Raw genomic sequence first — 19,326 nt, 5'->3', positions numbered from 1 at the left:
TCTCCATAAATAAGACAATCACCAAAACAAACGGGCGATTAACTCATTCACGGAAGACGCATAATCGGAGATGCACCCTGAGGGTGGGAGGGGAAATCACTCTGGGAGGAGGAATGCGCAAACGCGCAGCCACGGTAGGCGCCAACAGCGCCAGTAGCAGGCCAAGCCCGAGCAGCACGGTTTCAAACATTACCGGCGGTGAGGCCAACAAGGATTTAGCGCTCAGTTCACAGGGCGTAGGTTGCAGTTCGGCGGCATCATCGCCGGCGGAGGACGCTGTGCTGGCAACGGGCAGCCCCATCGCTTGCTGCAACGCATGCAGGCTCGCCATGCGCTGAGTCATGCAGGTCAGCACCACCAGGCAAGCCAGGCATAAAAACCATTTCGCAATCCGCTGCTGTTTAACCATGCCGTCCTCAATTCCAAGTCTGCGCTTATCTTAGCGACGCAGGCGCGTTTAGCAATGTTTTGCCTGTAAAGAAATGTCTTACGACGGTATTGATGGCGGGCATTTACGGGTATCATAGGCGCACACCTGCGCTTTTCGCCGGGTACGACGATTATTCTTTCCCCAAAGTCATGGATGTTGCGGCCAGGCGGCAAGCAAGCGAGTCTCGATGAGCTTACTCAGGTAAGTGTTTCGAGTGAGATTGCACAGCCCACACCGCGGTAACGCCACGTAAGCAGGGGATACACAGCGAAGGACAGGTGATATGCAACCTTTGAGTGGACCGGGCACCCCGATCGCCAGCGATCGTCCTTCAACCCCGGGCAAAACCACCCCCACAGACGATAGCCCGCTCTCCCCGGCACAGCGTACGACGCTGGAGAAGCTGGTGGTCAAAATCATGGCGCTAAGCCCGGCCAAATCCGCAGAGATTTGGGTCACGCTGCGTCACGACCTGCAGACAGACAACAGCAGTGAACTGCTGGCGCGTCATTTTCAGCCGGCCGAGCAACTGCTGCAAAACCGTCTGACGCAGGTACAGCAAAACCATGCCAGTCGCCAATTGATGCAGCAGCTTACCGAACTGTTGCCGCAGGGCAATAACCGCCAGGCCGTCAGCGATTTTATTCGCCAGCAGTTTGGCCACACGGTACTGAGCCAGTTGAGCCACTCGCAGTTGCAGCAGGTGCTGAACCTGTTACAAACCGGTAGCCTGACGATCCCTCACCCGCAGCAAACGGCCACCAGCGATCGCCCGCTGCTGCCCGCCGAGCATCAAAGCCTGCAGCAGCAGGTCACCAAACTCAGTGCCGCCACCGGCGAGTCGCCGGCCAAGATCTGGCAAACGCTGTTTGATCTGACCGGGGTGAAAACCAACGATCCGCTGCCGGCACGCCACTTCCAATTGCTGAACCAGTTTTTGCAGGTGAAAGTCGCGCTGAGCCCGCAAACCGCGCCAACGCTGAACAACCTGTTCGCCGCGCTCAAGCAGCCGGCGGATGCGCAGGAGCAGCAGCAGTTGAATGACTACTGCCAGTCCCGCTTCAACTGCCATGCCAGCGCCCCCTTGACCCACCCGCAGATGAGCGACGTCATCAACCAGCTGTTTGCACGTCGTCTGGAAAAGGCCGGGCATGCACAGCCGATCGCCGGCAACGCTACCGAGCCGCAACCGCTGCTCAATCCGCTGATTGCCGCCCTGCCCCTGCCGCTGCAAAAAGCGCTGAGCAAACCGGCGGTGGCGTTTATCCTGTTCGTGCTGGTGCTGGGCCTGGTATTGGCGCTGGTGTTTTAACGCTTTCCCTCCTCAAACGATTTCTGGCCTGCGGATGCCCTGTCCAGGGCCAGACTCGAATACTGGTGTTAGCTGGCACGGTGATCCCGGCCAACGTCAGGCGCAGCCACAGTCCTCTCCACTGGCACTTCCCACCAGCGAGCCCGGCTGTTCACCGGTGGCTAGGGGATGGCCATCGCGTATCCAGAAGTCCAATCCACCAATCAGCTCTTTCACTCGCAGCCCCTGTTGCGCCAGTTTGTAGGCCCCCTTGGTCGAACCGTTGCAGCCGATGCCATCGCAATAAGTGACGTAGACTTTGTCGCGATCCAGATGAGCGGTCCCCGCCTCGTCCATCAGCCGGTGCGGCAAACTGATAGCGCCGGGGATATGCCCGGCTGCATAGAGCGCCTCTGCACGGGTATCGATCACCAGGATCTCACTGACCCCATTGCGCAGATCCTCTGCCACGTCCCACGCATCCGCGTAATAACTCAGCTTTGCGGCCAGATAATCCAGACTCTGCGCTGCGCTGCCCGGTGGAAAAGCCAAAACCAATGAAGATGCCGCCATGGAATTCACTCCTGTAGAGAAAGACTGATGACAATATTGCCTGATTTTGGTCTTATGCTTGATACCCATTTTTGTCCATGGATAAGTCCCATTATGGCTAACGCATTGCCCACTCTGTTTCACCAACCGGAACATGCCGGTGGCACCTTGCGTGAACGCGTCTGCAGCACGCTGCGCCGGGCTATTCATAATGGGGCGCTTGGCCGTGGGCAACGCTTGCCCTCATCGCGGGTCCTGGCTGAAGATTTGGGCGTCTCGCGCGTAACCACCGAAGCGGCCTATGCCCAGTTGGAAGCCGAAGGCTATCTGCAGCGCCACGTTGGTCAAGGCACCTTCGTGGCGATCAACATCGTCAAATCAGCGCCCGCCGCCAAAGTCAGCGGCGCCCCCCGCCTTTCGCTGCGCGGCACGCAGATCGCGCAAACCGGTGGCTGCCACGATCCGCTTCAGCCTCTGCCCTTCGCTGCCGGTTCGCCGGATTTACGTGCTTTCCCGCTAAAATTGTGGAAACAACTCACCGCTCAACAACTGCACCTGCGCGGGGAAGCTCTGATGCGCTATGGCGATCCTCAGGGCTACTTTCCGCTACGCGAAGCCATTGCCGGCTATGTCAGCCAGACGCGCGGCGTTAACTGCGATGCGCAACAGGTCGTGGTGCTGACCAGTTCGCAGCAGGCCCTGCAGCTGGTTGCCACCCTGCTGTTGGATAACGGTGACAAGGTGTGGATGGAAGATCCCGGTTATCGCGGTGCCAGAAACGCCTTTAGCAGCGTCGGAGCCCAACTGGTGCCGGTCAGGGTTGACGAAGCCGGGTTGCTGCCCGATGGCCAGCTCCCCACGCCTCGGTTGATTTACCTCACGCCCTCGCATCAATACCCCACCGGCGTGGCACTCAGCCTGCCACGCCGGCTCGAGCTGCTGGCGCTGGCGCAACGGCAGCGGGCGTGGATTATTGAAGACGATTACGACAGCGAGTTTCACTATGACGGCCAGCCGATGCCGGCGATGCAGGGATTGGATCGGCACGGCAACGTGCTTTATCTGGGCACCTTTTCCAAGGCGCTGTTTCCTTCCCTGCGGCTGGCTTATTTGGTGTTGCCACCGGCGTTGGTGGAACCTTTTACCACCGCACGCACGGTATACGACGGCCACAGCGCACAATTGATGCAGGCGGTGACCGCCGAATTTATTCAGCAGGGGCACTTTGCCGCCCATATCCGCTATATGCGTCAGTTGTACCGCAGCCGACGTGACCTGTTACTGGCGGAGGTGCAGGAAAAGCTCGGGCATTTTGCCACCCCGCAACCGGCAGGGGGCGGCTTGCAGCTCAGCGTGTGGCTGCCGCCCGGACAGGAGAGCGTCCTGACTCAGCAGGCGCAGCGTCTGGGCGTAGTCACGCCGGGGTTGGCGGCACAGTACCAAACCCCGAGCCTGCGGCGTGACGGCTGGCTGCTGGGGTTTTCTGCCCTGACGCCGGGCGAGATCCGCGCCGCCGTCGAGCGCTTGGCACGGATCTCGCCGGCTTAACCCAGGGCACAGTTTCCACGGCGCCAGGTTACCTTACTGCTCGGTCAGCCTCAGTTCGGCAACCAACGGCAGGTGATCGCTGACCGCCGGCCAGTGAATACCGTTCCAGTCGCCGCTGGCGTTCGGCACCGTCAGGCTGTCCAGATGCCAGCGCTGGGCATTGCCGCTAAAGATGTAATCGACCTTGATTTCGGCATTTTCCGCCGGCCAGCTGCGGCCATCCTGCTCCTTGGGCATGATGTCGTTCCAATAGCGGTTCAGCTCGGTCCAGGTGACGCTGCCCGGCACGTCGTTCATGTCGCCGAACAGCAGCTTGATACCGCGCATTTCAATAGTGCGGTCATTCAGTTCGCGCACCTGATCCAGCCGCATCGCCGGATCTTCCTTGGTGTCCAGATGGGTATTGATCAGGGTAATCGGTGCCGGGAATTCGGGCACGTCGGTCTGGGCGGTGAAAGCAATTCGCTGTTCGCGCTGACCGGAAGGCAACGGGTAAATCTTGCTGTCATGCAGCGGGTATTTCGATAAGAACGCCAGCCCATACTCGCCGCCGTCAAAATCAATCGCGCGCCCGAACGCGACGTGCATACCGGTCAGTTTGGCCAGTTCCTCCGCCTGATCGAGCTTGCCGCTGCGGCCGGTCAGCTTGTCCACCTCCTGCAGCGCCACCACGTCGACGTTCATCGCCTTGATCGCTTTGGCGATTGCGGTCATGTCGCTGACCTTGCCGGCGGCGATATTGAAGCTGGCTACGCGGATCTTCGGTGCCTGCTCCAGGCTATAGGTTTTGTTTTTCAGGCCGCCGAGCGCACTGGCCACTTCGCGGCTATTGGCGTTGCTGTTGGCATGGCCACCATCGGTGGATGACCAGGCCGTTTGCGATATTCCCAGGGATAACAAAGTGATAAGTAAAGCATGACTTGAGCGCATGTATTCTCCTTTAACGATCCTATTATTTGGGGGCACCCGTTCCCCCACAGCTAACAACGATTTTGCCGCAGTTACCCGAGACTATTTCCTAGTTGCGCCGCTATTTTTTTATTCTGCGCGGCATCTCGCATTCCGGCAGCGAAAGCATTGCACCATTGGACAACCGGCTGATTTAGCTTTAAAACCGTTAGACCGCTTATCGAGAGGAACCCGCATGACCAGCGCCATTGCCGAACAGCTCACCGAACGTTTCTTCCGCTATCTGGCGGTGACCAGCCAGAGCGACGCCGCCGCAACCACCTTGCCCAGCACGCCGGGCCAGCATGATATGGCCAAGCTGCTGGCGGCCGAACTGCGCCAGCTAGGCATGCAAGACGTGCAAATTGACGAGCACGCCACCGTGACCGCCCGCAAACCCGGCAATCAGCCAGGCGCTCCACGTATCGGCTTTATCACCCATATCGATACCGTTGACGTGGGTCTGTCGGCCCATATTCACCCGCAGCGCCTGCGCTTTACCGGCCAGGATCTGTGCCTGAATGCCGAACACGATATTTGGCTGCGCACCGCCGAGCATCCGGAAATCCTGGCCTATCCGAATGAAGAGATTATTTTCAGCGACGGCACCAGCGTGCTCGGCGCCGATAACAAAGCGGCGGTCACGGTGGTCATGACCCTGCTGGCCAACCTGAGCGCCTCCGATCGCCACGGCGACATCGTGGTGGCCTTTGTCCCGGATGAGGAAATTGGCCTGCGCGGCGCCAAGGCGCTGGATCTGACCCGTTTCGAGGTGGATTTTGCCTATACCATCGACTGCTGCGAGTTGGGGGAAGTGGTGTATGAGAACTTCAATGCCGCAGGGGCGGAAATCCGCATCGAAGGGGTCACCGCGCACCCGATGTCGGCGAAGAACGTGCTGATCAACCCGATTCGCATCGCCAACGACATCATCAACCAATTCGACAGTCTGGATACGCCGGAACATACCGAGGGGCGCGAAGGCTATTTCTGGTTCAACGATCTGACCGCCAATGCCAACCTCGCTACGTTGAAAGTGTCGATCCGCGATTTTGACCTGGCCGGGTTCAATGCGCGTAAAGAGCGCATTCAGGAAGTGGTGCGACAGGTGGCGGCAAACTACCCGCGTGCCAAGGTCAGCTGCAAGGTGACGGATATCTACAGCAATATCAGCAACTCTATCGGGGAAGACAAGCGAGCGATTGAGCTGATTTTCGGTGCCCTGGCCGCCCACGGTATTCCTCCCAAGGTGATCCCGATGCGCGGCGGTACGGATGGCGCCGCACTCTCCAGCCGTGGTCTGTTGACGCCGAACTACTTCACCGGCGCGCACAATTTCCATTCGCGCTTCGAGTTTTTGCCGGTCAGCGCCTTTGTAAAATCCTACCAGGTCACTCGCAGCATCTGCTTGCTGGCGGCACGCGGTTAGACGCCACTCTCAACCGGCGCGGTATCACCGGTAAAAATACCGCGCTTAAACCAACAACCAGCCAAGCAAGCCGGCCCATACCAGTAACGGCAACGAAAAGTAATGAAATTTCAGCCAAATTTTGCGCTCGTCCGCCATACGCAGCGCAATCAGGTTCGCCAGCGAACCGATCGCCAGCCCAAAGCCGCCGGCGTTGACCGCATAGGCCAGCAGTTGGCTGGAAGGCACGTAATTGAGCATTAAAATGGTCGCCGGCACGTTGCTGATCACCTGCGACAGGCCAATCCCCAAAGCGTAAATGCCTCCGTTACCCAGCGTAGCGATATCGGCGAACCAAGGCTGGATCGCCTGCAACCGGGTAAACAGCCCCACGTCGATAAACATGGCGATAAAGACAAAAATCAGGTTCCAGTCGATCTGCAGCAATACCCGACGCGCCAGCAGTAAAAAACCGACGAACACCGCCAACAGACCATACAGCGGCAGATCAAGATCCAGACACAGCAGAAAAATCACGTACAGCGCCACACAGCTCAGCAACAGGCGGAGCTGGTACGGATAACCTTCGGTGTGTGGCGCTTTAACGATATCCCGCGCCGGAAAGCAGAACCCGGTCAGCAGCAGCAAACTGACCAGCATCACCACGCCAAACGGTGCCATTTGGGCAATAAACCCCAGGAAAGAGAGCGAAGACTTGCTCCACAGCAGAATGTTTTGCGGGTTGCCAATCGGCGTCAGCAATGAGCCGGCATTGACCGCCAGTGCCTGGAAGATAATCAACCGGCCAATCGGTAACGACGACAGTTTTTTCAGCGTGATGGTCAGCGGAATGACGATAAACAACGCCACGTCGTTGGTCAGGAATGACGACAGCACCGCGGCGGAAAACACCAGAAACAGCGCCAATCGCCGCTCGCTGTGCAGCGTATTGATGATTTTGCGGCCGACAAAATCGAAATAACCGCTGACCTCGACGCCCTTGGTGAGTAACATCAATCCAAGCAGCGTAATGATGGTGCGCCAGTCGATAAAACTGTTTAACGCAGGCAGCTGTTGCGGATTAAAGGCCGCCATCAGTACGCCGGCTAACAGCAAAATATGCAAAAAACGATCTTTCAGGAACGGCTGAACCAGCCGGGCAACGGCATTTGAACTCATGTTGGGCGCTTCAAAAAAACAACCAGGGATCAGGAGCCAGACGTTAGCCCAAGCGCGGCGGCAACGCCAGCAAAATGCTCTTTTACCGTTAACTGCTTTTCATTTGCCGCGCTTTACTTTATTTGTAGCGCCTTTCACTGTTTCAAAGGATATTTTCATGGCTAACGTTTTTGCCAAAGGGCTGTTGCTGAGTATGGCGATCGGCTTGCTAGCCGCCTGTAATGACCCCGATACCCGCCCACAGATCGACATTGAAGGCAAAACCATGGGCACCTTCTACAGCGTCAAGGTCAGCGGTGACGTCACGGTCAATAAACAGCAGTTGCAACAGCAGATTGACGCCGTGCTGGAACGCGCCAATGACGATATCTCAACCTACCGCAATGATTCTGTGCTTTCGCGCTTTAATCAAACCCAGAGTACCGAGCCACAGCCGATCCCGCGCGGAATGGCGGATATTATCCTGATGGCTCAGCGCATTGGCCGCGACACTCAGGGCGCAATGAATATCACCGTGGGTCCGCTGGTGAATTTATGGGGCTTTGGCCCAGATAAGCGCGTGGTAAAGGTGCCGAGCCAACAGCAAATAGAGGCGGCACAAAAAAATATTGGCCTGCAGCACCTCAAGCTACTCAGCGACAGCCGTGGCGAATGGCTGCAAAAGGACTTGCCCGGGATGTATGTTGATCTCTCGACGTTGGGCGAAGGCTATGGCGTCGATCAGTTGGTGCAGTTGATGGCCCGTAATGGCATCACCCACTATCTGGTGTCGGTCGGCGGTGCGGTTTCCTCGCGCGGCGTTAATGGGCAGGGCAAACCTTGGCGCGTGGCGATCCAAAAACCGACCGACCGCGAAAATGCGGTGCAGGCGCTGGTTGATTTGCAAGGCTACGGCATCAGCACCGCCGGCAGCTACCGTAACTATTTTGAACAGGACGGGCAGCGCTATTCGCACGTGATCGATCCCACGACCGGCAAACCCATTACTCATCGTCTGGTCTCCGCCACGGTGATCGCCCCGACCGCGCTGGAAGCCGACGGTTGGGATACCGGGTTGATGGTGTTGGGGACGGAAAAAGCGCTCAAACTGGCGGAAGAAAAAGGCCTGGCGGTCTACCTGATCAGCAAAACCGATGATGGGTTCAGCGCCGTGATGACGCCGCAGTTCAAGGCGTTTCTGGTGAAATAGTTTCTGTGCGGTAAAGACGGGGCGCAGTGCACTGCGCCCCGCTTGCTTATCCTTTTCGGTGCAGTAACAGGTAGACCACAGGAACCATCAGCATCGACAGCAGCGGCGCACTGACCATACCGCCAATCATAGGTGCCGCAATGCGCCGCATCACCTCAGAACCGGCACCGTTACCCCACATGATCGGTAATAGCCCGGCCATGATGGTGGCGACGGTCATCACTTTTGGCCTCACCCGCAATACCGCCCCCTCGGTGATGGCATCCATCAGCTGTTTTTGCGTGAGCGGCTGCCCCGGCTGGCGGTGTTTTTCCAACGCATGGTTCAAGTACAGCACCATTATCACGCCGAATTCCGCCGCCACACCCGCCAGCGCGATAAAGCCGACTGCCCCGGCCACCGACAGGTTGTAGTTCAGCAGATACAGCAGCCACACGCCACCTATCAGCGCAAACGGCAGCGTCGCCATGATCAATAACGCATCACGTACGCTGCTGAAGGTGACAAACAGCAGCACGAAAATGATCGCCAACGTTACCGGCAATACGATTTTCAACTGAGCGCTGGCGCGTTCCAGATATTCAAACTGCCCGGACCAGCTCAACGACACCCCGGTCGGCAGCTTGACCTGCTGCGCGACGGCCTGCTGCATCTCTTCCACTGCCGATTTGAGATCGCGCCCGCGCAGATCGACATAAATCCAGTTGGAGAGCCGCGCGTTTTCACTTTTCAACATCGGCGGCCCTTCGCTAATCCGAATGTCGGCCAGCATCGACAACGGCACCTGGCCACCGCTGGCGGTCAGTACCGGCAATGCCTGCAACTGCTGCACCGAATCACGCACCTCGCGCGGGTAACGCACATTGATCGGATAACGCGCCCGACCCTCGACGGTTTCGCCAATGTTTTCGCCCCCCACCAGCGTCGCCACCATGGATTGCAGCTCTTTCACCGAAACCCCATAACGCGCAGCCCGCTGACGGTCGATATCGATATCCACGTAGCGGCCGCCGGTAATACGTTCTGCCAGCGCCGAAGTGACGCCCGGCACCTGCTTCACCACCTGCTCTATCTGCCCGGAAATCCGTTCGATATCGGCCATATTATTGCCGTTCACCTTGATGCCTACCGGGCTTTTGATTCCGGTGGCCAACATGTCCAGCCGATTGCGGATCGGCGGAACCCAGACGTTGGCAATACCCGGCACCTTAACCACCGCATCCAGTTCCGCTACCAGCTTGTCCATGGTCATGCCCGGACGCCATTGGTCACGCGGTTTGAAACGAATGGTGGTTTCCAGCATGGTCAGCGGCGCGGGATCGGTAGCGCTTTCCGCCCTGCCTGCCTTGCCGAATACCGTCGCCACTTCCGGCACGGTTTTGATCAGCCGGTCGGTCAGTTGCAGTAGCCTGCTGGCCTCGCGCGCCGACATCCCCGGCAGTGAGGAAGGCATATACAACAGGTCACCTTCGTCGAGCTGCGGCATAAATTCGCTGCCCAACCGGCTAAGCGGATAGGCGGTTAACAGCAACAGCAGGCACGAAATCCCCAGCGTGGTTTTCGGCCGTGCCAACACCGACGCCAGCACCGGCTGGTACAGGCGGATCAGCCAGCGGTTGATCGGATTGGCATGTTCGTCGGGGATACGGCCGCGAATAAAGTAACCCATCAACACCGGCACCAGCGTAATGCCCAATCCCGCAGCGACGGCCATGGCGTAGGTTTTGGTATAGGCCAGCGGGGAGAACATGCGGCCTTCCTGCGCCTGCAGGGTGAACACCGGAATGAAGGACAGCGTGATAATCAGCAAACTGCAAAACAGCGCCGGCCCCACCTCCACCGCCGCCTGCTCTGAAATGCGCCAATAATCCGTCGACGTCGGCTGCTGGCCGGGATGGCGCTGCCGCCATTGCTCCAGCACCTTATGCATATTCTCAATCATGACGATGGCCGCATCCACCATGGCGCCAATGGCGATGGCGATCCCCCCCAGTGACATGATATTGGCGTTTACGCCCTGGTAATGCATCACCACAAAGGCACCAAGAATGCCGAGCGGCAGTGTGATCATCGCCACCAGCGCCGAACGAAAATGGAACAGGAACAGCGTGCACACCAAGGCCACCACGATAAACTCCTCCAGGAGCTTGTGGGACAGGGTTTCAATCGCATGTTCGATCAGTTGGGAGCGGTCGTACACGGTCACAATTTCCACACCCGGCGGCAGGGTCTGCTGAACTTCCTGCAGCTTCACCTTCAGCGCGTTAATGGTCTCCAGCGCATTTTTGCCGTAACGCATCACGACGATGCCGCCCGCCACTTCGCCCTCGCCGTTCAGCTCCGCCACGCCCCGGCGGATCTCCGGTCCTTCGCGCAACGTTGCCACTTGCGACAGCAGGATCGGCACGCCGTCGCGCACGGTGATCACCACGTTGGCAAAGTCGCTGAGTTTTTTCAGGTAACCCGAGGTGCGGACCATATACTCCGCCTCCCCCATTTCCAACAGTGCACCGCCCCCTTCCTGGTTGGCATCCTGAATGGCACTGACCACCTGTTGATGAGTGATGTTCAGCGCACGCAGGCTGGGTGGATCCAGCACCACCTGATACTGGCGTACCATGCCGCCCACGCTGGCCACTTCCGCCACGTTGGGAACGGTTTTCAGTTCAAACTTCAGCGTCCAGTCTTGCAGTGCGCGCAGGTCGGCCAGGCTGTGTTTGCCGCTTTTATCCACCAGAGCATACTCGTACACCCAGCCGACACCGGTGGCGTCCGGCCCCAGCGCCACCTTTACCTGCGCCGGCAGTGAGGATTGCACCTGGCTGAGCGCCTCCAGCACCCGCGAACGCGCCCAGTACAGATCGGTGCCGTCCTCGAACAACACGTAGACGTAAGCGTCGCCAAACATGGAGAAACCCCGCACCGTTTTGGCCCCCGGCACCGAGAGCAACGTGGTGGTCAGCGGATAGGTCACCTGGTCTTCAATCACCTGCGGTGCCTTGCCCGGGTAACTGGCGCGGACAATCACCTGTACGTCGGAGAGATCCGGCAGCGCATCCAGCGGCGCTTTCTGCAATGCCCAGATCCCCCAACCGGCCAACAGCACCGAAGCCAGCAGCACCAATAGCCGATTGCGCAGCGACCAGCGGATCACAAAAGCAATCATAAGTGGCCTCCATGCTCAGCACCTGCCGGTAAAAACTGGCTGATATGCGAACCCTGATCGTCGACGCTAAAGCGGATTTTCACTCTGTCACCGGGTTTGACTCCCGTCGGCAATCCCTCCGGCGGCAGGGTAAAATCCATGGTCATCGCCGGCCACTGTAGCTCCGGCACGGGGCCGTGGGACAGCGTTATGGCGCTCTCGCTCACGGCATCGATCACCCCCTCGGCCTGGTACCGTTTCACCTCAGTTTGCGCCGCCATCTGCGGCAGGGCACTGCGCATGCTGGCCTCGGAATCAATCAGGAATTGGCCAGAGGTCACTACCCTTTGACCGGCGTTCAGCCCACGCCTGATTTCTACCCAGCCATCCTGCATCCGCCCGGCGACCACTTCAACCGGTGAAAAATGCCCATTGCCTTCGGCGATCAACACCCTATTGCGATCGCCGCTGGCGATCAGCGCCTCCTGCGGTATCGCCAACACCGGCTGGCCGAGGCTGCTGTGCGACAGCGTGAGTTGCAGGTACATGCCCGGCCGAAGTTTTTGCTGAGGATTTTTCAGCAGGATGCGCGCTTTAAAGGTTCGGGTCAGCGGATCGACATTGGCCAGCAGTTCGCTCACTTCGCCTTCAAACCTTTCCCCCGGCCAACTGGCGGAGGCGGCCTGCACCTTATCGCCCACTTTCAGCAATCCGGCCTGCGCCTGCGGATAATCGGCAACGATCCACACCGGATCGAGACTGGCTATCTCAAACAGCCCCTGTGCGGCCGTTACCTGAGCGCCTTCGAGCACGCTCAGCTTATTTACAAAACCGCTTTCCGGTGCCGATATCTGAACGCGTGGTTCGGGTTTGCCCGAACGCTCCACTTGGCGGATCACCGCCTCGGGCATAAACAACAGCTGCAACCGCTGACGTCCAGCGGCGGTCAGTGCGCTGTCGCCCAGTTTGCGTATCGCCAGATATTCCTGCTGCGCCGCACTCCAGTCGGGGATCCACAGCTGCGCCAGGGCTTCGCCCTTTTTCACCTGTTGCTGGCTGGCACGCACGTAGAGTTTTTCCACCAGCCCGTTGGCTCGGGCTGCGATGTTCTGAACCCCGCGTTCATCGGTCGCTACGCTGCCGAAAGCGCTCAGCTGCGGCTCCAGTTGACGCAATTGCGCCGCTTCGGTGCGAACGCCCAGGTTCTGCTGCTGCCGGGCGCTGATGGTCACGCCTCCCTCAGGCTCTGCCTCATCGGCATAGCGCGGCACCAGTTGCATATCCATAAAGGGCGATTTACCCGGTTTGTCAAAACGCTGCCCCGGCATCATCGGGTCGTACCAATAAAGCACCTGTCGCTCACTCTTGGCGGCCGGTGCGGGCGCGTCTCCCGCTGCGCCAAACCAGTATCCCGCCAGCCCACTGCCGATCAGCGCCGCTAACAGCGCCAGCTTGAATGGTATTTTCATTGCATCGATTCCTGAGGGGTAAGATAACGAATGGCGGCCCAAATCTGCGCCAGTTCCCTGGCGGCCTTGCCGGCGCTGAGGCGGCTGTCGAGCAGCGCGCGCCGAGCTTCCAGCACCGTCGACAAATCGCTTTTACCGCTGCGGTACTGCGCTAACAGCAAAGTGACCCGCTGTTGTTGCAGGGGAACGACCTGCCCCTGTTGGCGCTGCCACTGCGCCTGAGCCGCCTGATACTGCGCCAACAGCGTATCGAGCTGTGCCTGATGATCTCGGATCAACAACGTGAGCCGATCGTTGGCCTCCATGCTGCGCGAAACATCAGCGGCGTAGTCCTTATCCTGCCGCTGCGAGCGGAACAACGGCAGATCGACGGTAAACATCACCCCGGCCAAATCCTCGTACTCGTCGGCACGTTTGCCGTAATACACCTCGACGCCGACGTCCGGTATCGCCGCCACCTCTGATTGCGCCGAGCGCGCCCTGGCGACGTCCGCCTCGCGGCTGGCCTGAACGACCTCGGGATGTTGCCTGATAGCCTGCCGCAACACCTCGCTGTCCGCCGGTAAACGTTCAAAGCGCGGCATGGCTCCGGCGGTATCCGTCGCAGACAGGCCGGTCAGCTGCGTCAGGCGCGCCTGCGCGACAGCAACATCACGCTGCGCCTCGCTGATGCGGTCCTGCATGCTCAGCAGCGTCAGCCTGGCATCCAGCACCCCGCTAGCCGGAACTCCCCCCCCGGCTACGGCAGCATGCTGCGTGGTAATCTGACGTTCACTCTCCGTCACCAGAGCCGAGGTATCCCGCAGGGTTTGTCGACTCAACGCCAGCGCCAGCCAGGCCTGTGCGGTTTGCTGCTGCAAACGGGCCCGAAGGGTGGCACTGCCTGCATCTGTCTGCCTGGCTTCGGCGCGCAGGGTGTCCGATTTACGCTGGCGTTTGGTGCTGCTGACGTAATCCTGCATGATGCCGATTCGCCCCATGGTCATGCCTTCGCGGGTAAAACGCTGAGCGTTTCCGCCCTGCACCGGCACGTTTTCAATGCCGAACTTCAGCTTGGGATCGGGCAACTGCATTGCCGAATCCGCCATGTTCTGCAAGGCATCAACCTGATGCCGATTGGCGGATAACTCTGCCGAATACCCTACGGCCGCCGTCAATGACTGTTGCAGCGTCAGACTCGCCGCCAGGGTGGCCGGTGCCCAACAGGCGAGCAGCAGCCAGCCCACCCGCAGAGGGTGAGAAAGGATAATGGTCATAACGCCTCCGTTATGGCCGAGTGGCAGCGATGGCGATCAGCTGATAACCACCGTCAATCGGCAGGAAGCTGAAATCAACCGTGGTACCCACCGGCAATACGGGGAATGAAGGCGATGGAGGGAGCAGGAAGCTCATGGTCATTGGCGGCCAACTGAGCGCAGGAATGGCCTGGTGCGCGATAGACACCTTTCGCTCATCCCAGCTTTTGACGACGCCCTGGCTGTGGATTTCAACGGCAGTTTTTGCGGCAGGATCCTGCATTGCCTTATCGGCAGCGCTGGCGCTAAAGGAGAAAAACAGGGCGATCACTACGGCAGCAAATATATTACGCATAACGGGTACTCCATAAAATAGTTAACAAACGCGGAAAACCGTCGGGGACGGCAAAGCGGTTGTCAGAGCTATTCACGGAACCGGCAGAAAACAATCTCTGCCGGCGGGCCTGTTATCGGGGGCGTTTGCCAGGTAGCGGACGAAACGGCAGGTGATGGGAAAGGCGCAATAACGGCCAATTCACTGCTGATAGGCAGCGCGGCCAACGTCAGGTTGCTGTGATCCTGTTGGGCTGACTCCGGAATGCAGTGTTTCTCACACAGCGGCTCTTGGGTCTGCATCTGCTGCTGCGACGGCACGCTGTTTTGCATATGCATCATATGCTGAGCCATCGGCGCTTCACCGCTGAACTGCAGGTTGCAGTTGTGGCTGGCCAACGCCAGTTGAGTATTCAACAACAGCCAGCTGACCATCAATAACCATGCGCAGGCCCGCTTTTTAGCAAAGCGCAGGCGGTGCATGGATAAGGAGATGGACGCCAAAGCCGACATCAGATCGTTCCAGAGTGTGAGATAGCGGGAGTATATCGGCCCTGACCGGGCGCAGGAATGGAATTTACATCCGCTGACAAAGCGTTACCCGTCGGCACTCCAGAAATATAAATGCCATGACTTCAATCAACTGACTTTACGCCTTGCAAAGAAAAAGCCCAGCGCTGGCTGGGCCTTATACGGGAGAAATTCATCGACCGGGGTTATTTGGTTAACGCGATAATCCCCAGCGTCAGACCGGCAACTGCCGCTGCCCCACCGGCGATGGCGCCAGCGGTTTCCCAGTTGTCCTGCGTGGTGCCTTTCATGCAGGTATTGGTGTGCACCAGACGGCCCTGATCGTCATAGACCGGGACACAAGGTGAGTCAGTCGCGCACCCAGCCAGAATGGCCGACAGCAAACCAACCGCAATTAACTTTTTCATACTCTTGCCTCAATGTTCGATCACTCTGAAACGCTACGCCGAGTGATATTCGCGCTATTGAGCCATTGTATGCGCAAAAGGCTGAACAAAGCGTTAATGATCCGTCAGGAGATGTAATTTGGGATAACTCCTAGCGGCGCGTCAGCGGGGGATTACAGGCAATAAAAAGCCCGCAAAAATGCGGGCTTGATCCTGCGCCTTGAGGGCAAGGAATTACTTCTGCAGTTTACGCATCACCAGCGTGGCGTTGGTACCGCCGAAGCCGAAGCTGTTGGACATCACGGTGGTCAGCTCGCGTTGCGTTGGCTGAGTCACGATGTTCATGCCCGCGGCTTTCTCATCCAGATTATCGATGTTGATGCTCGGTGCGATAAAGCCGTGTTCAACCATCAGCAGGCTGTAGATCGCTTCCTGCACGCCCGCGGCACCCAGTGAGTGACCGGTCATGGCCTTGGTGGATGAGATTGCCGGGGTGTTGTCGCCAAACACTTCGCGAATGGCACCCAGCTCTTTTACGTCGCCCACCGGCGTGGAGGTGCCGTGAACGTTCATGTAGTCGATTGGGGTATCAACGCCTTGCAGCGCCATCTTCATGCAGCGCACCGCGCCTTCACCTGATGGAGCCACCATGTCGGCACCGTCGGAAGTCGCACCGTAGCCGATGATTTCAGCATAGATGTGCGCACCACGTGCCAGAGCGTGCTCCAGCTCCTCAACCACCACCATACCGCCGCCACCGGCGATGACGAAACCGTCACGCGCAGAGTCGTAAGTACGGGAAGCTTTTTCAGGGGTGTCGTTGTAGCTGGTGGACAGTGCGCCCATCGCATCGAACTCACAGGCCATTTCCCAGCACAGCTCTTCGCCGCCGCCGGCAAAGACTACGTCCTGCTTGCCCAGTTGGATCAGTTCAACCGCGTGACCAATGCAGTGTGCAGAGGTTGCACAGGCAGAGCTGATGGAATAGTTAACGCCACGAATTTTGAACGGGGTTGCCAGGCAGGCGGAAACGCCTGAAGCCATAGCCTTGGTCACCATGTACGGGCCAACGCCGCGCAGGCCTTTGGCACGCATGCCGTCGGATCCGGCAACCTGGTTGCGCGGAGAACCACCACCTGAGCCAACAACCAGACCGGTGCGATCGTTGGAAACCTGATCGGCAGCCAGACCTGAGTCCTTGATGGCTTCTTCCATGGAAAGATAGGCATAAACGGACGCGTCGCTCATAAAGCGCATCACTTTACGGTCAATCAGACCAGTGGTGTCCAGTTTAACATCGCCCCATACGTGACTACGCATGCCGGAATCTTTCAGCTCCTGGGAGAAAGTGATCCCAGAACGACCTTCCTGCAGGCTCGCCAGGACCTCCTGCTGGTTGTTACCAATGCTGGAGACGATTCCCAGGCCAGTAATCACTGCACGTTTCATTCAATACCTCTTCCACAATTTTACATTCGGGATTTTGCATCGCACTTTAGCGTACAGATGTACGCCGAACAAGTCCGATCAGCGTTTTTCAGCTTTATTCTTATCCAGTTTGCGCCATAGCGCCAGCGCCGTTAGAATCCCGTCACCCCTTGAGTTACGAGCAACCAACCGTGAGCCACGCCCCGATCCAAACCGCAGCGTTATCCTGGAATGAACAGGGTACACCTGTTTCGAAACAGTTTGATGACGTCTACTTTTCTAATCAGGATGGGCTGGAAGAAACCCGCTATGTGTTTCTCAGGGGCAACCGACTGCCGCCACGTTTTGCCGAGCACCCTCGCCCGCTGTTTATCGTGGCGGAAACCGGCTTCGGCACCGGGCTTAACTTTTTGACGCTGTGGCAGGCCTTTGCCGGTTTCCGCACGGCAATGCCGGACGCCCCGCTTCAGCGCCTGCACTTTATCAGCTTTGAAAAATTCCCGCTGCTGCAGGCCGATTTGGCGGCGGCGCATGCCCGCTGGCCGGAACTGGCGCCTTACGCCGATGAGTTACGCGCTCAATGGCCGTTGCCGCTGCCGGGCTGCCACCGCCTGCTGCTGGCCGAAGGGCGCATCACGCTCGATTTATGGTTTGGCGACGTGAACGCGTTGCTGCCCCACTTCGATTCCAGCATGAACCGCCAAATCGACGCCTGGTTTCTCGACGGTTTCGCCCCGGCAAAGAACCCGGATATGTGGACGGAGCAGCTGTTCACCGCCATGGCGCGTTTTGCCCGGCCGGGCGGCAGCCTTGCCACCTTTACCGCCGCAGGCTTCGTGCGTCGCGGTTTGCAGCAGGCTGGGTTTGATGTCACTAAAACCAAAGGCTTCGGCCAGAAGCGCGAAATGCTGATCGGCGAGTTGCCGGCCGATGCGGCGGACATCGCCCATCCGGCCCCCTGGCTACTGCGCCCGGCGGCGGAGAATACCGAAGATATCGCTATTGTTGGCGGTGGCGTCGCCAGCGCGTTAACCGCCCTCGCCCTGTTGCGACGCGGCGCAAAAGTCACGCTGTATTGTGCAGATCCACAGCCGGGCGAAGGGGCATCGGGCAACCGCCAGGGCGCACTCTACCCTTTGTTGAACGGCCGGGCCGATGCGCTGGAAAATTTCTTCAGCGCCGCCTTTCCGTTCGCCCGCCGCCAATACGATACGCTGATGCAACAGGGCGTGGAATTCGACCATCAGTGGTGCGGTGTAAGCCAACTGGCCTTTGACGAGAAGAGCGCCGGGAAAATTGCCAAGATGCTGGCGGTTGAATGGCCGCAGGCACTCGCCATGCCGGCCGACCGCGCTACGCTCAGCGCCCTGTGCGGCATCGACAGCGGTTTTGGCGGCATTAATTATCCGCAGGGAGGCTGGCTGTGTCCGGCCGAGCTGACGCGCAGTGCAATTGCGCTGGCGCAACGTCAGGGAATGAGCTGCCATTATCAGTCGGTGCTCAGCGCCCTGACCGCCAACGAGACAGGGTGGCAGCTCAGTTTTAGCCAGGGTGAAATTCGGCAGCATGCGACGGTCATTCTGGCCAACGGCCACCGGTTGTCCGAACTGGCGCCAAGTGAAGCGCTGCCGGTTTATGCGGTGCGCGGTCAGGTATCCCATATCCCTACCACGCCGCAGCTGAGTGCATTGAAGCAGGTGCTGTGTTACGACGGCTACCTGACGCCGGTGAATGCCAATAACCAGCAGCACTGTATCGGCGCCAGTTACCTGCGCGGCGAGACCGCCACCGAATACCGCGAAGAAGAGCAGCAGGAAAATCGCGATCGCCTGCTGCGCTGCCTGCCGGACCAGACCTGGCCGTTGGAGGTAGACGTCAGCGACCGCCAGGCACGCTGCGGCGTACGCAGCGCCACTCGCGATCACCTGCCAATGGTAGGCGCAGTGCCCGACTACCAGGCCACGCTAACGCAGTACCAGGATCTGCAACGTCAATACCAGCGCGGTGAAGCTATCGCCAATGCGCCGAGCTACCCCAATCTGTTTGTGATAGGTGGGTTAGGCTCTCGTGGGTTATGCTCGGCTCCCCTGGCGGCAGAGATCCTGGCAGCTCAGCTGTTTGGCGAACCCTTGCCGGGTGACGCAGAGACGTTGGCGGCATTGAATCCGAATCGGATGTGGGTAAGAAAATTGCTGAAGGGACGTGCGGTAGTTTGAAGAAAGTCTCACAGGGCGCGGTCGACTGCGCCCTGTGG

The 19,326-nt window shown here is 58.9% G+C and carries 16 protein-coding genes; 5 read left to right on the top strand and 11 right to left on the bottom strand.

Going from position 1 to position 19,326, the window contains the following annotated elements; genetic code table 11:
• Nucleotides 1-43: 43 nt before the first annotated feature.
• On the bottom strand, nt 44-409 hold the full coding sequence (locus H5P17_RS17895; RefSeq protein ID WP_044552684.1) for a hypothetical protein: 366 nt from the start codon (nt 407-409) through the stop codon (nt 44-46).
• 304 nt (nt 410-713) lie between these two features.
• Between H5P17_RS17895 and flk the strand changes: the two genes are divergently transcribed.
• A complete protein-coding gene (gene flk / locus H5P17_RS17890) occupies nt 714-1,742 on the top strand; it encodes a flagella biosynthesis regulator Flk (protein WP_044552686.1) in 1,029 nt (342 codons plus the stop codon).
• 96 nt (nt 1,743-1,838) lie between these two features.
• Here flk and H5P17_RS17885 read toward each other — a convergent pair whose 3' ends face one another.
• Nucleotides 1,839-2,294, bottom strand: coding sequence for a rhodanese-like domain-containing protein (locus H5P17_RS17885; protein WP_182824377.1), 456 nt, complete (start codon nt 2,292-2,294; stop codon nt 1,839-1,841).
• A gap of 93 nt (nt 2,295-2,387) precedes the next feature.
• On the opposite strand from H5P17_RS17885, the gene H5P17_RS17880 reads away from it, so the two are divergent.
• Nucleotides 2,388-3,821, top strand: coding sequence for a PLP-dependent aminotransferase family protein (locus H5P17_RS17880; protein ID WP_370570048.1), 1,434 nt, complete (start codon nt 2,388-2,390; stop codon nt 3,819-3,821).
• A 33-nt stretch (nt 3,822-3,854) separates the two neighbouring features.
• Here H5P17_RS17880 and H5P17_RS17875 read toward each other — a convergent pair whose 3' ends face one another.
• Nucleotides 3,855-4,751 carry an endonuclease/exonuclease/phosphatase family protein gene (locus H5P17_RS17875; RefSeq protein ID WP_182824373.1) on the bottom strand — a complete coding sequence of 299 codons (897 nt, stop codon included), beginning with the start codon at nt 4,749-4,751 and terminating at the stop codon, nt 3,855-3,857.
• Nucleotides 4,752-4,965: 214 nt separating this feature from the next.
• On the opposite strand from H5P17_RS17875, the gene pepT reads away from it, so the two are divergent.
• Nucleotides 4,966-6,198, top strand: a complete 1,233-nt coding sequence (gene pepT, locus H5P17_RS17870) for a peptidase T (protein WP_182824371.1) — start codon at nt 4,966-4,968, stop codon at nt 6,196-6,198.
• Nucleotides 6,199-6,243: 45 nt separating this feature from the next.
• On the opposite strand, the gene H5P17_RS17865 is transcribed toward pepT, so the two are convergent.
• On the bottom strand, nt 6,244-7,356 hold the full coding sequence (locus H5P17_RS17865) for an SLC13 family permease (protein ID WP_182824369.1): 1,113 nt from the start codon (nt 7,354-7,356) through the stop codon (nt 6,244-6,246).
• A gap of 157 nt (nt 7,357-7,513) precedes the next feature.
• Between H5P17_RS17865 and apbE the strand changes: the two genes are divergently transcribed.
• Nucleotides 7,514-8,545 carry an FAD:protein FMN transferase ApbE gene (gene apbE, locus H5P17_RS17860; RefSeq protein WP_182824367.1) on the top strand — a complete coding sequence of 344 codons (1,032 nt, stop codon included), beginning with the start codon at nt 7,514-7,516 and terminating at the stop codon, nt 8,543-8,545.
• Between the two features lie 46 nt (nt 8,546-8,591).
• Here apbE and H5P17_RS17855 read toward each other — a convergent pair whose 3' ends face one another.
• From H5P17_RS17855 to fabB, 7 genes are all read right to left on the bottom strand, one after another.
• Nucleotides 8,592-11,711, bottom strand: a complete 3,120-nt coding sequence (locus H5P17_RS17855; RefSeq protein ID WP_182824365.1) for an efflux RND transporter permease subunit — start codon at nt 11,709-11,711, stop codon at nt 8,592-8,594.
• Nucleotides 11,708-13,159: an efflux RND transporter periplasmic adaptor subunit gene (locus H5P17_RS17850; RefSeq protein WP_182824363.1), complete on the bottom strand. Its 1,452-nt coding sequence runs from the start codon at nt 13,157-13,159 to the stop codon at nt 11,708-11,710. Before H5P17_RS17850 ends, H5P17_RS17855 begins: the two co-directional genes overlap by 4 nt.
• On the bottom strand, nt 13,156-14,415 hold the full coding sequence (locus tag H5P17_RS17845) for a TolC family protein (RefSeq protein ID WP_182824361.1): 1,260 nt from the start codon (nt 14,413-14,415) through the stop codon (nt 13,156-13,158). The genes H5P17_RS17850 and H5P17_RS17845 overlap by 4 nt, the downstream gene beginning before the upstream one ends.
• 10 nt (nt 14,416-14,425) lie before the next feature.
• Nucleotides 14,426-14,749 (bottom strand): copper-binding protein, encoded by a 324-nt coding sequence (locus H5P17_RS17840; RefSeq protein WP_044552701.1) that lies wholly within the window; start codon nt 14,747-14,749, stop codon nt 14,426-14,428.
• 68 nt (nt 14,750-14,817) lie between these two features.
• Nucleotides 14,818-15,240 (bottom strand): hypothetical protein, encoded by a 423-nt coding sequence (locus H5P17_RS17835; protein WP_182824359.1) that lies wholly within the window; start codon nt 15,238-15,240, stop codon nt 14,818-14,820.
• 203 nt (nt 15,241-15,443) lie between these two features.
• Nucleotides 15,444-15,665, bottom strand: a complete 222-nt coding sequence (locus H5P17_RS17830; protein ID WP_182824357.1) for a hypothetical protein — start codon at nt 15,663-15,665, stop codon at nt 15,444-15,446.
• A gap of 213 nt (nt 15,666-15,878) precedes the next feature.
• Nucleotides 15,879-17,093, bottom strand: a complete 1,215-nt coding sequence (gene fabB / locus H5P17_RS17825) for a beta-ketoacyl-ACP synthase I (RefSeq protein ID WP_044552704.1) — start codon at nt 17,091-17,093, stop codon at nt 15,879-15,881.
• Between the two features lie 170 nt (nt 17,094-17,263).
• On the opposite strand from fabB, the gene mnmC reads away from it, so the two are divergent.
• Nucleotides 17,264-19,288, top strand: a complete 2,025-nt coding sequence (mnmC, locus tag H5P17_RS17820; RefSeq protein ID WP_182824355.1) for a bifunctional tRNA (5-methylaminomethyl-2-thiouridine)(34)-methyltransferase MnmD/FAD-dependent 5-carboxymethylaminomethyl-2-thiouridine(34) oxidoreductase MnmC — start codon at nt 17,264-17,266, stop codon at nt 19,286-19,288.
• Nucleotides 19,289-19,326: the final 38 nt, after the last annotated feature.

The sequence above is a fragment of the Serratia sp. OS31 genome (assembly GCF_014164835.1).
In the GTDB taxonomy this organism is placed as follows: Bacteria; Pseudomonadota; Gammaproteobacteria; order Enterobacterales; family Enterobacteriaceae; genus Serratia; species Serratia liquefaciens_A.
Note: the sequence above shows the minus strand (reverse complement) of the source record. Positions and strands in the feature narration are given on the sequence as shown.

Excerpts from the sequence above, each read along its gene's own strand:
- H5P17_RS17880 (WP_370570048.1), top strand. The coding sequence starts at position 2,388 with ATGGCTAACGCATTGCCCACTCTGTTTCACCAACCGGAACATGCCGGT.
- H5P17_RS17835 (WP_182824359.1), bottom strand. The coding sequence starts at position 15,240 with ATGTCGGCTTTGGCGTCCATCTCCTTATCCATGCACCGCCTGCGCTTT.
- H5P17_RS17875 (WP_182824373.1), bottom strand. The coding sequence starts at position 4,751 with ATGCGCTCAAGTCATGCTTTACTTATCACTTTGTTATCCCTGGGAATA.
- H5P17_RS17840 (WP_044552701.1), bottom strand. The coding sequence starts at position 14,749 with ATGCGTAATATATTTGCTGCCGTAGTGATCGCCCTGTTTTTCTCCTTT.
- H5P17_RS17830 (WP_182824357.1), bottom strand. The coding sequence starts at position 15,665 with ATGAAAAAGTTAATTGCGGTTGGTTTGCTGTCGGCCATTCTGGCTGGG.
- H5P17_RS17885 (WP_182824377.1), bottom strand. The coding sequence starts at position 2,294 with ATGGCGGCATCTTCATTGGTTTTGGCTTTTCCACCGGGCAGCGCAGCG.
- flk (WP_044552686.1), top strand. The coding sequence starts at position 714 with ATGCAACCTTTGAGTGGACCGGGCACCCCGATCGCCAGCGATCGTCCT.
- pepT (WP_182824371.1), top strand. The coding sequence starts at position 4,966 with ATGACCAGCGCCATTGCCGAACAGCTCACCGAACGTTTCTTCCGCTAT.
- H5P17_RS17845 (WP_182824361.1), bottom strand. The coding sequence starts at position 14,415 with ATGACCATTATCCTTTCTCACCCTCTGCGGGTGGGCTGGCTGCTGCTC.
- apbE (WP_182824367.1), top strand. The coding sequence starts at position 7,514 with ATGGCTAACGTTTTTGCCAAAGGGCTGTTGCTGAGTATGGCGATCGGC.
- fabB (WP_044552704.1), bottom strand. The coding sequence starts at position 17,093 with ATGAAACGTGCAGTGATTACTGGCCTGGGAATCGTCTCCAGCATTGGT.
- H5P17_RS17855 (WP_182824365.1), bottom strand. The coding sequence starts at position 11,711 with ATGATTGCTTTTGTGATCCGCTGGTCGCTGCGCAATCGGCTATTGGTG.
- H5P17_RS17895 (WP_044552684.1), bottom strand. The coding sequence starts at position 409 with ATGGTTAAACAGCAGCGGATTGCGAAATGGTTTTTATGCCTGGCTTGC.
- H5P17_RS17865 (WP_182824369.1), bottom strand. The coding sequence starts at position 7,356 with ATGAGTTCAAATGCCGTTGCCCGGCTGGTTCAGCCGTTCCTGAAAGAT.
- H5P17_RS17850 (WP_182824363.1), bottom strand. The coding sequence starts at position 13,159 with ATGAAAATACCATTCAAGCTGGCGCTGTTAGCGGCGCTGATCGGCAGT.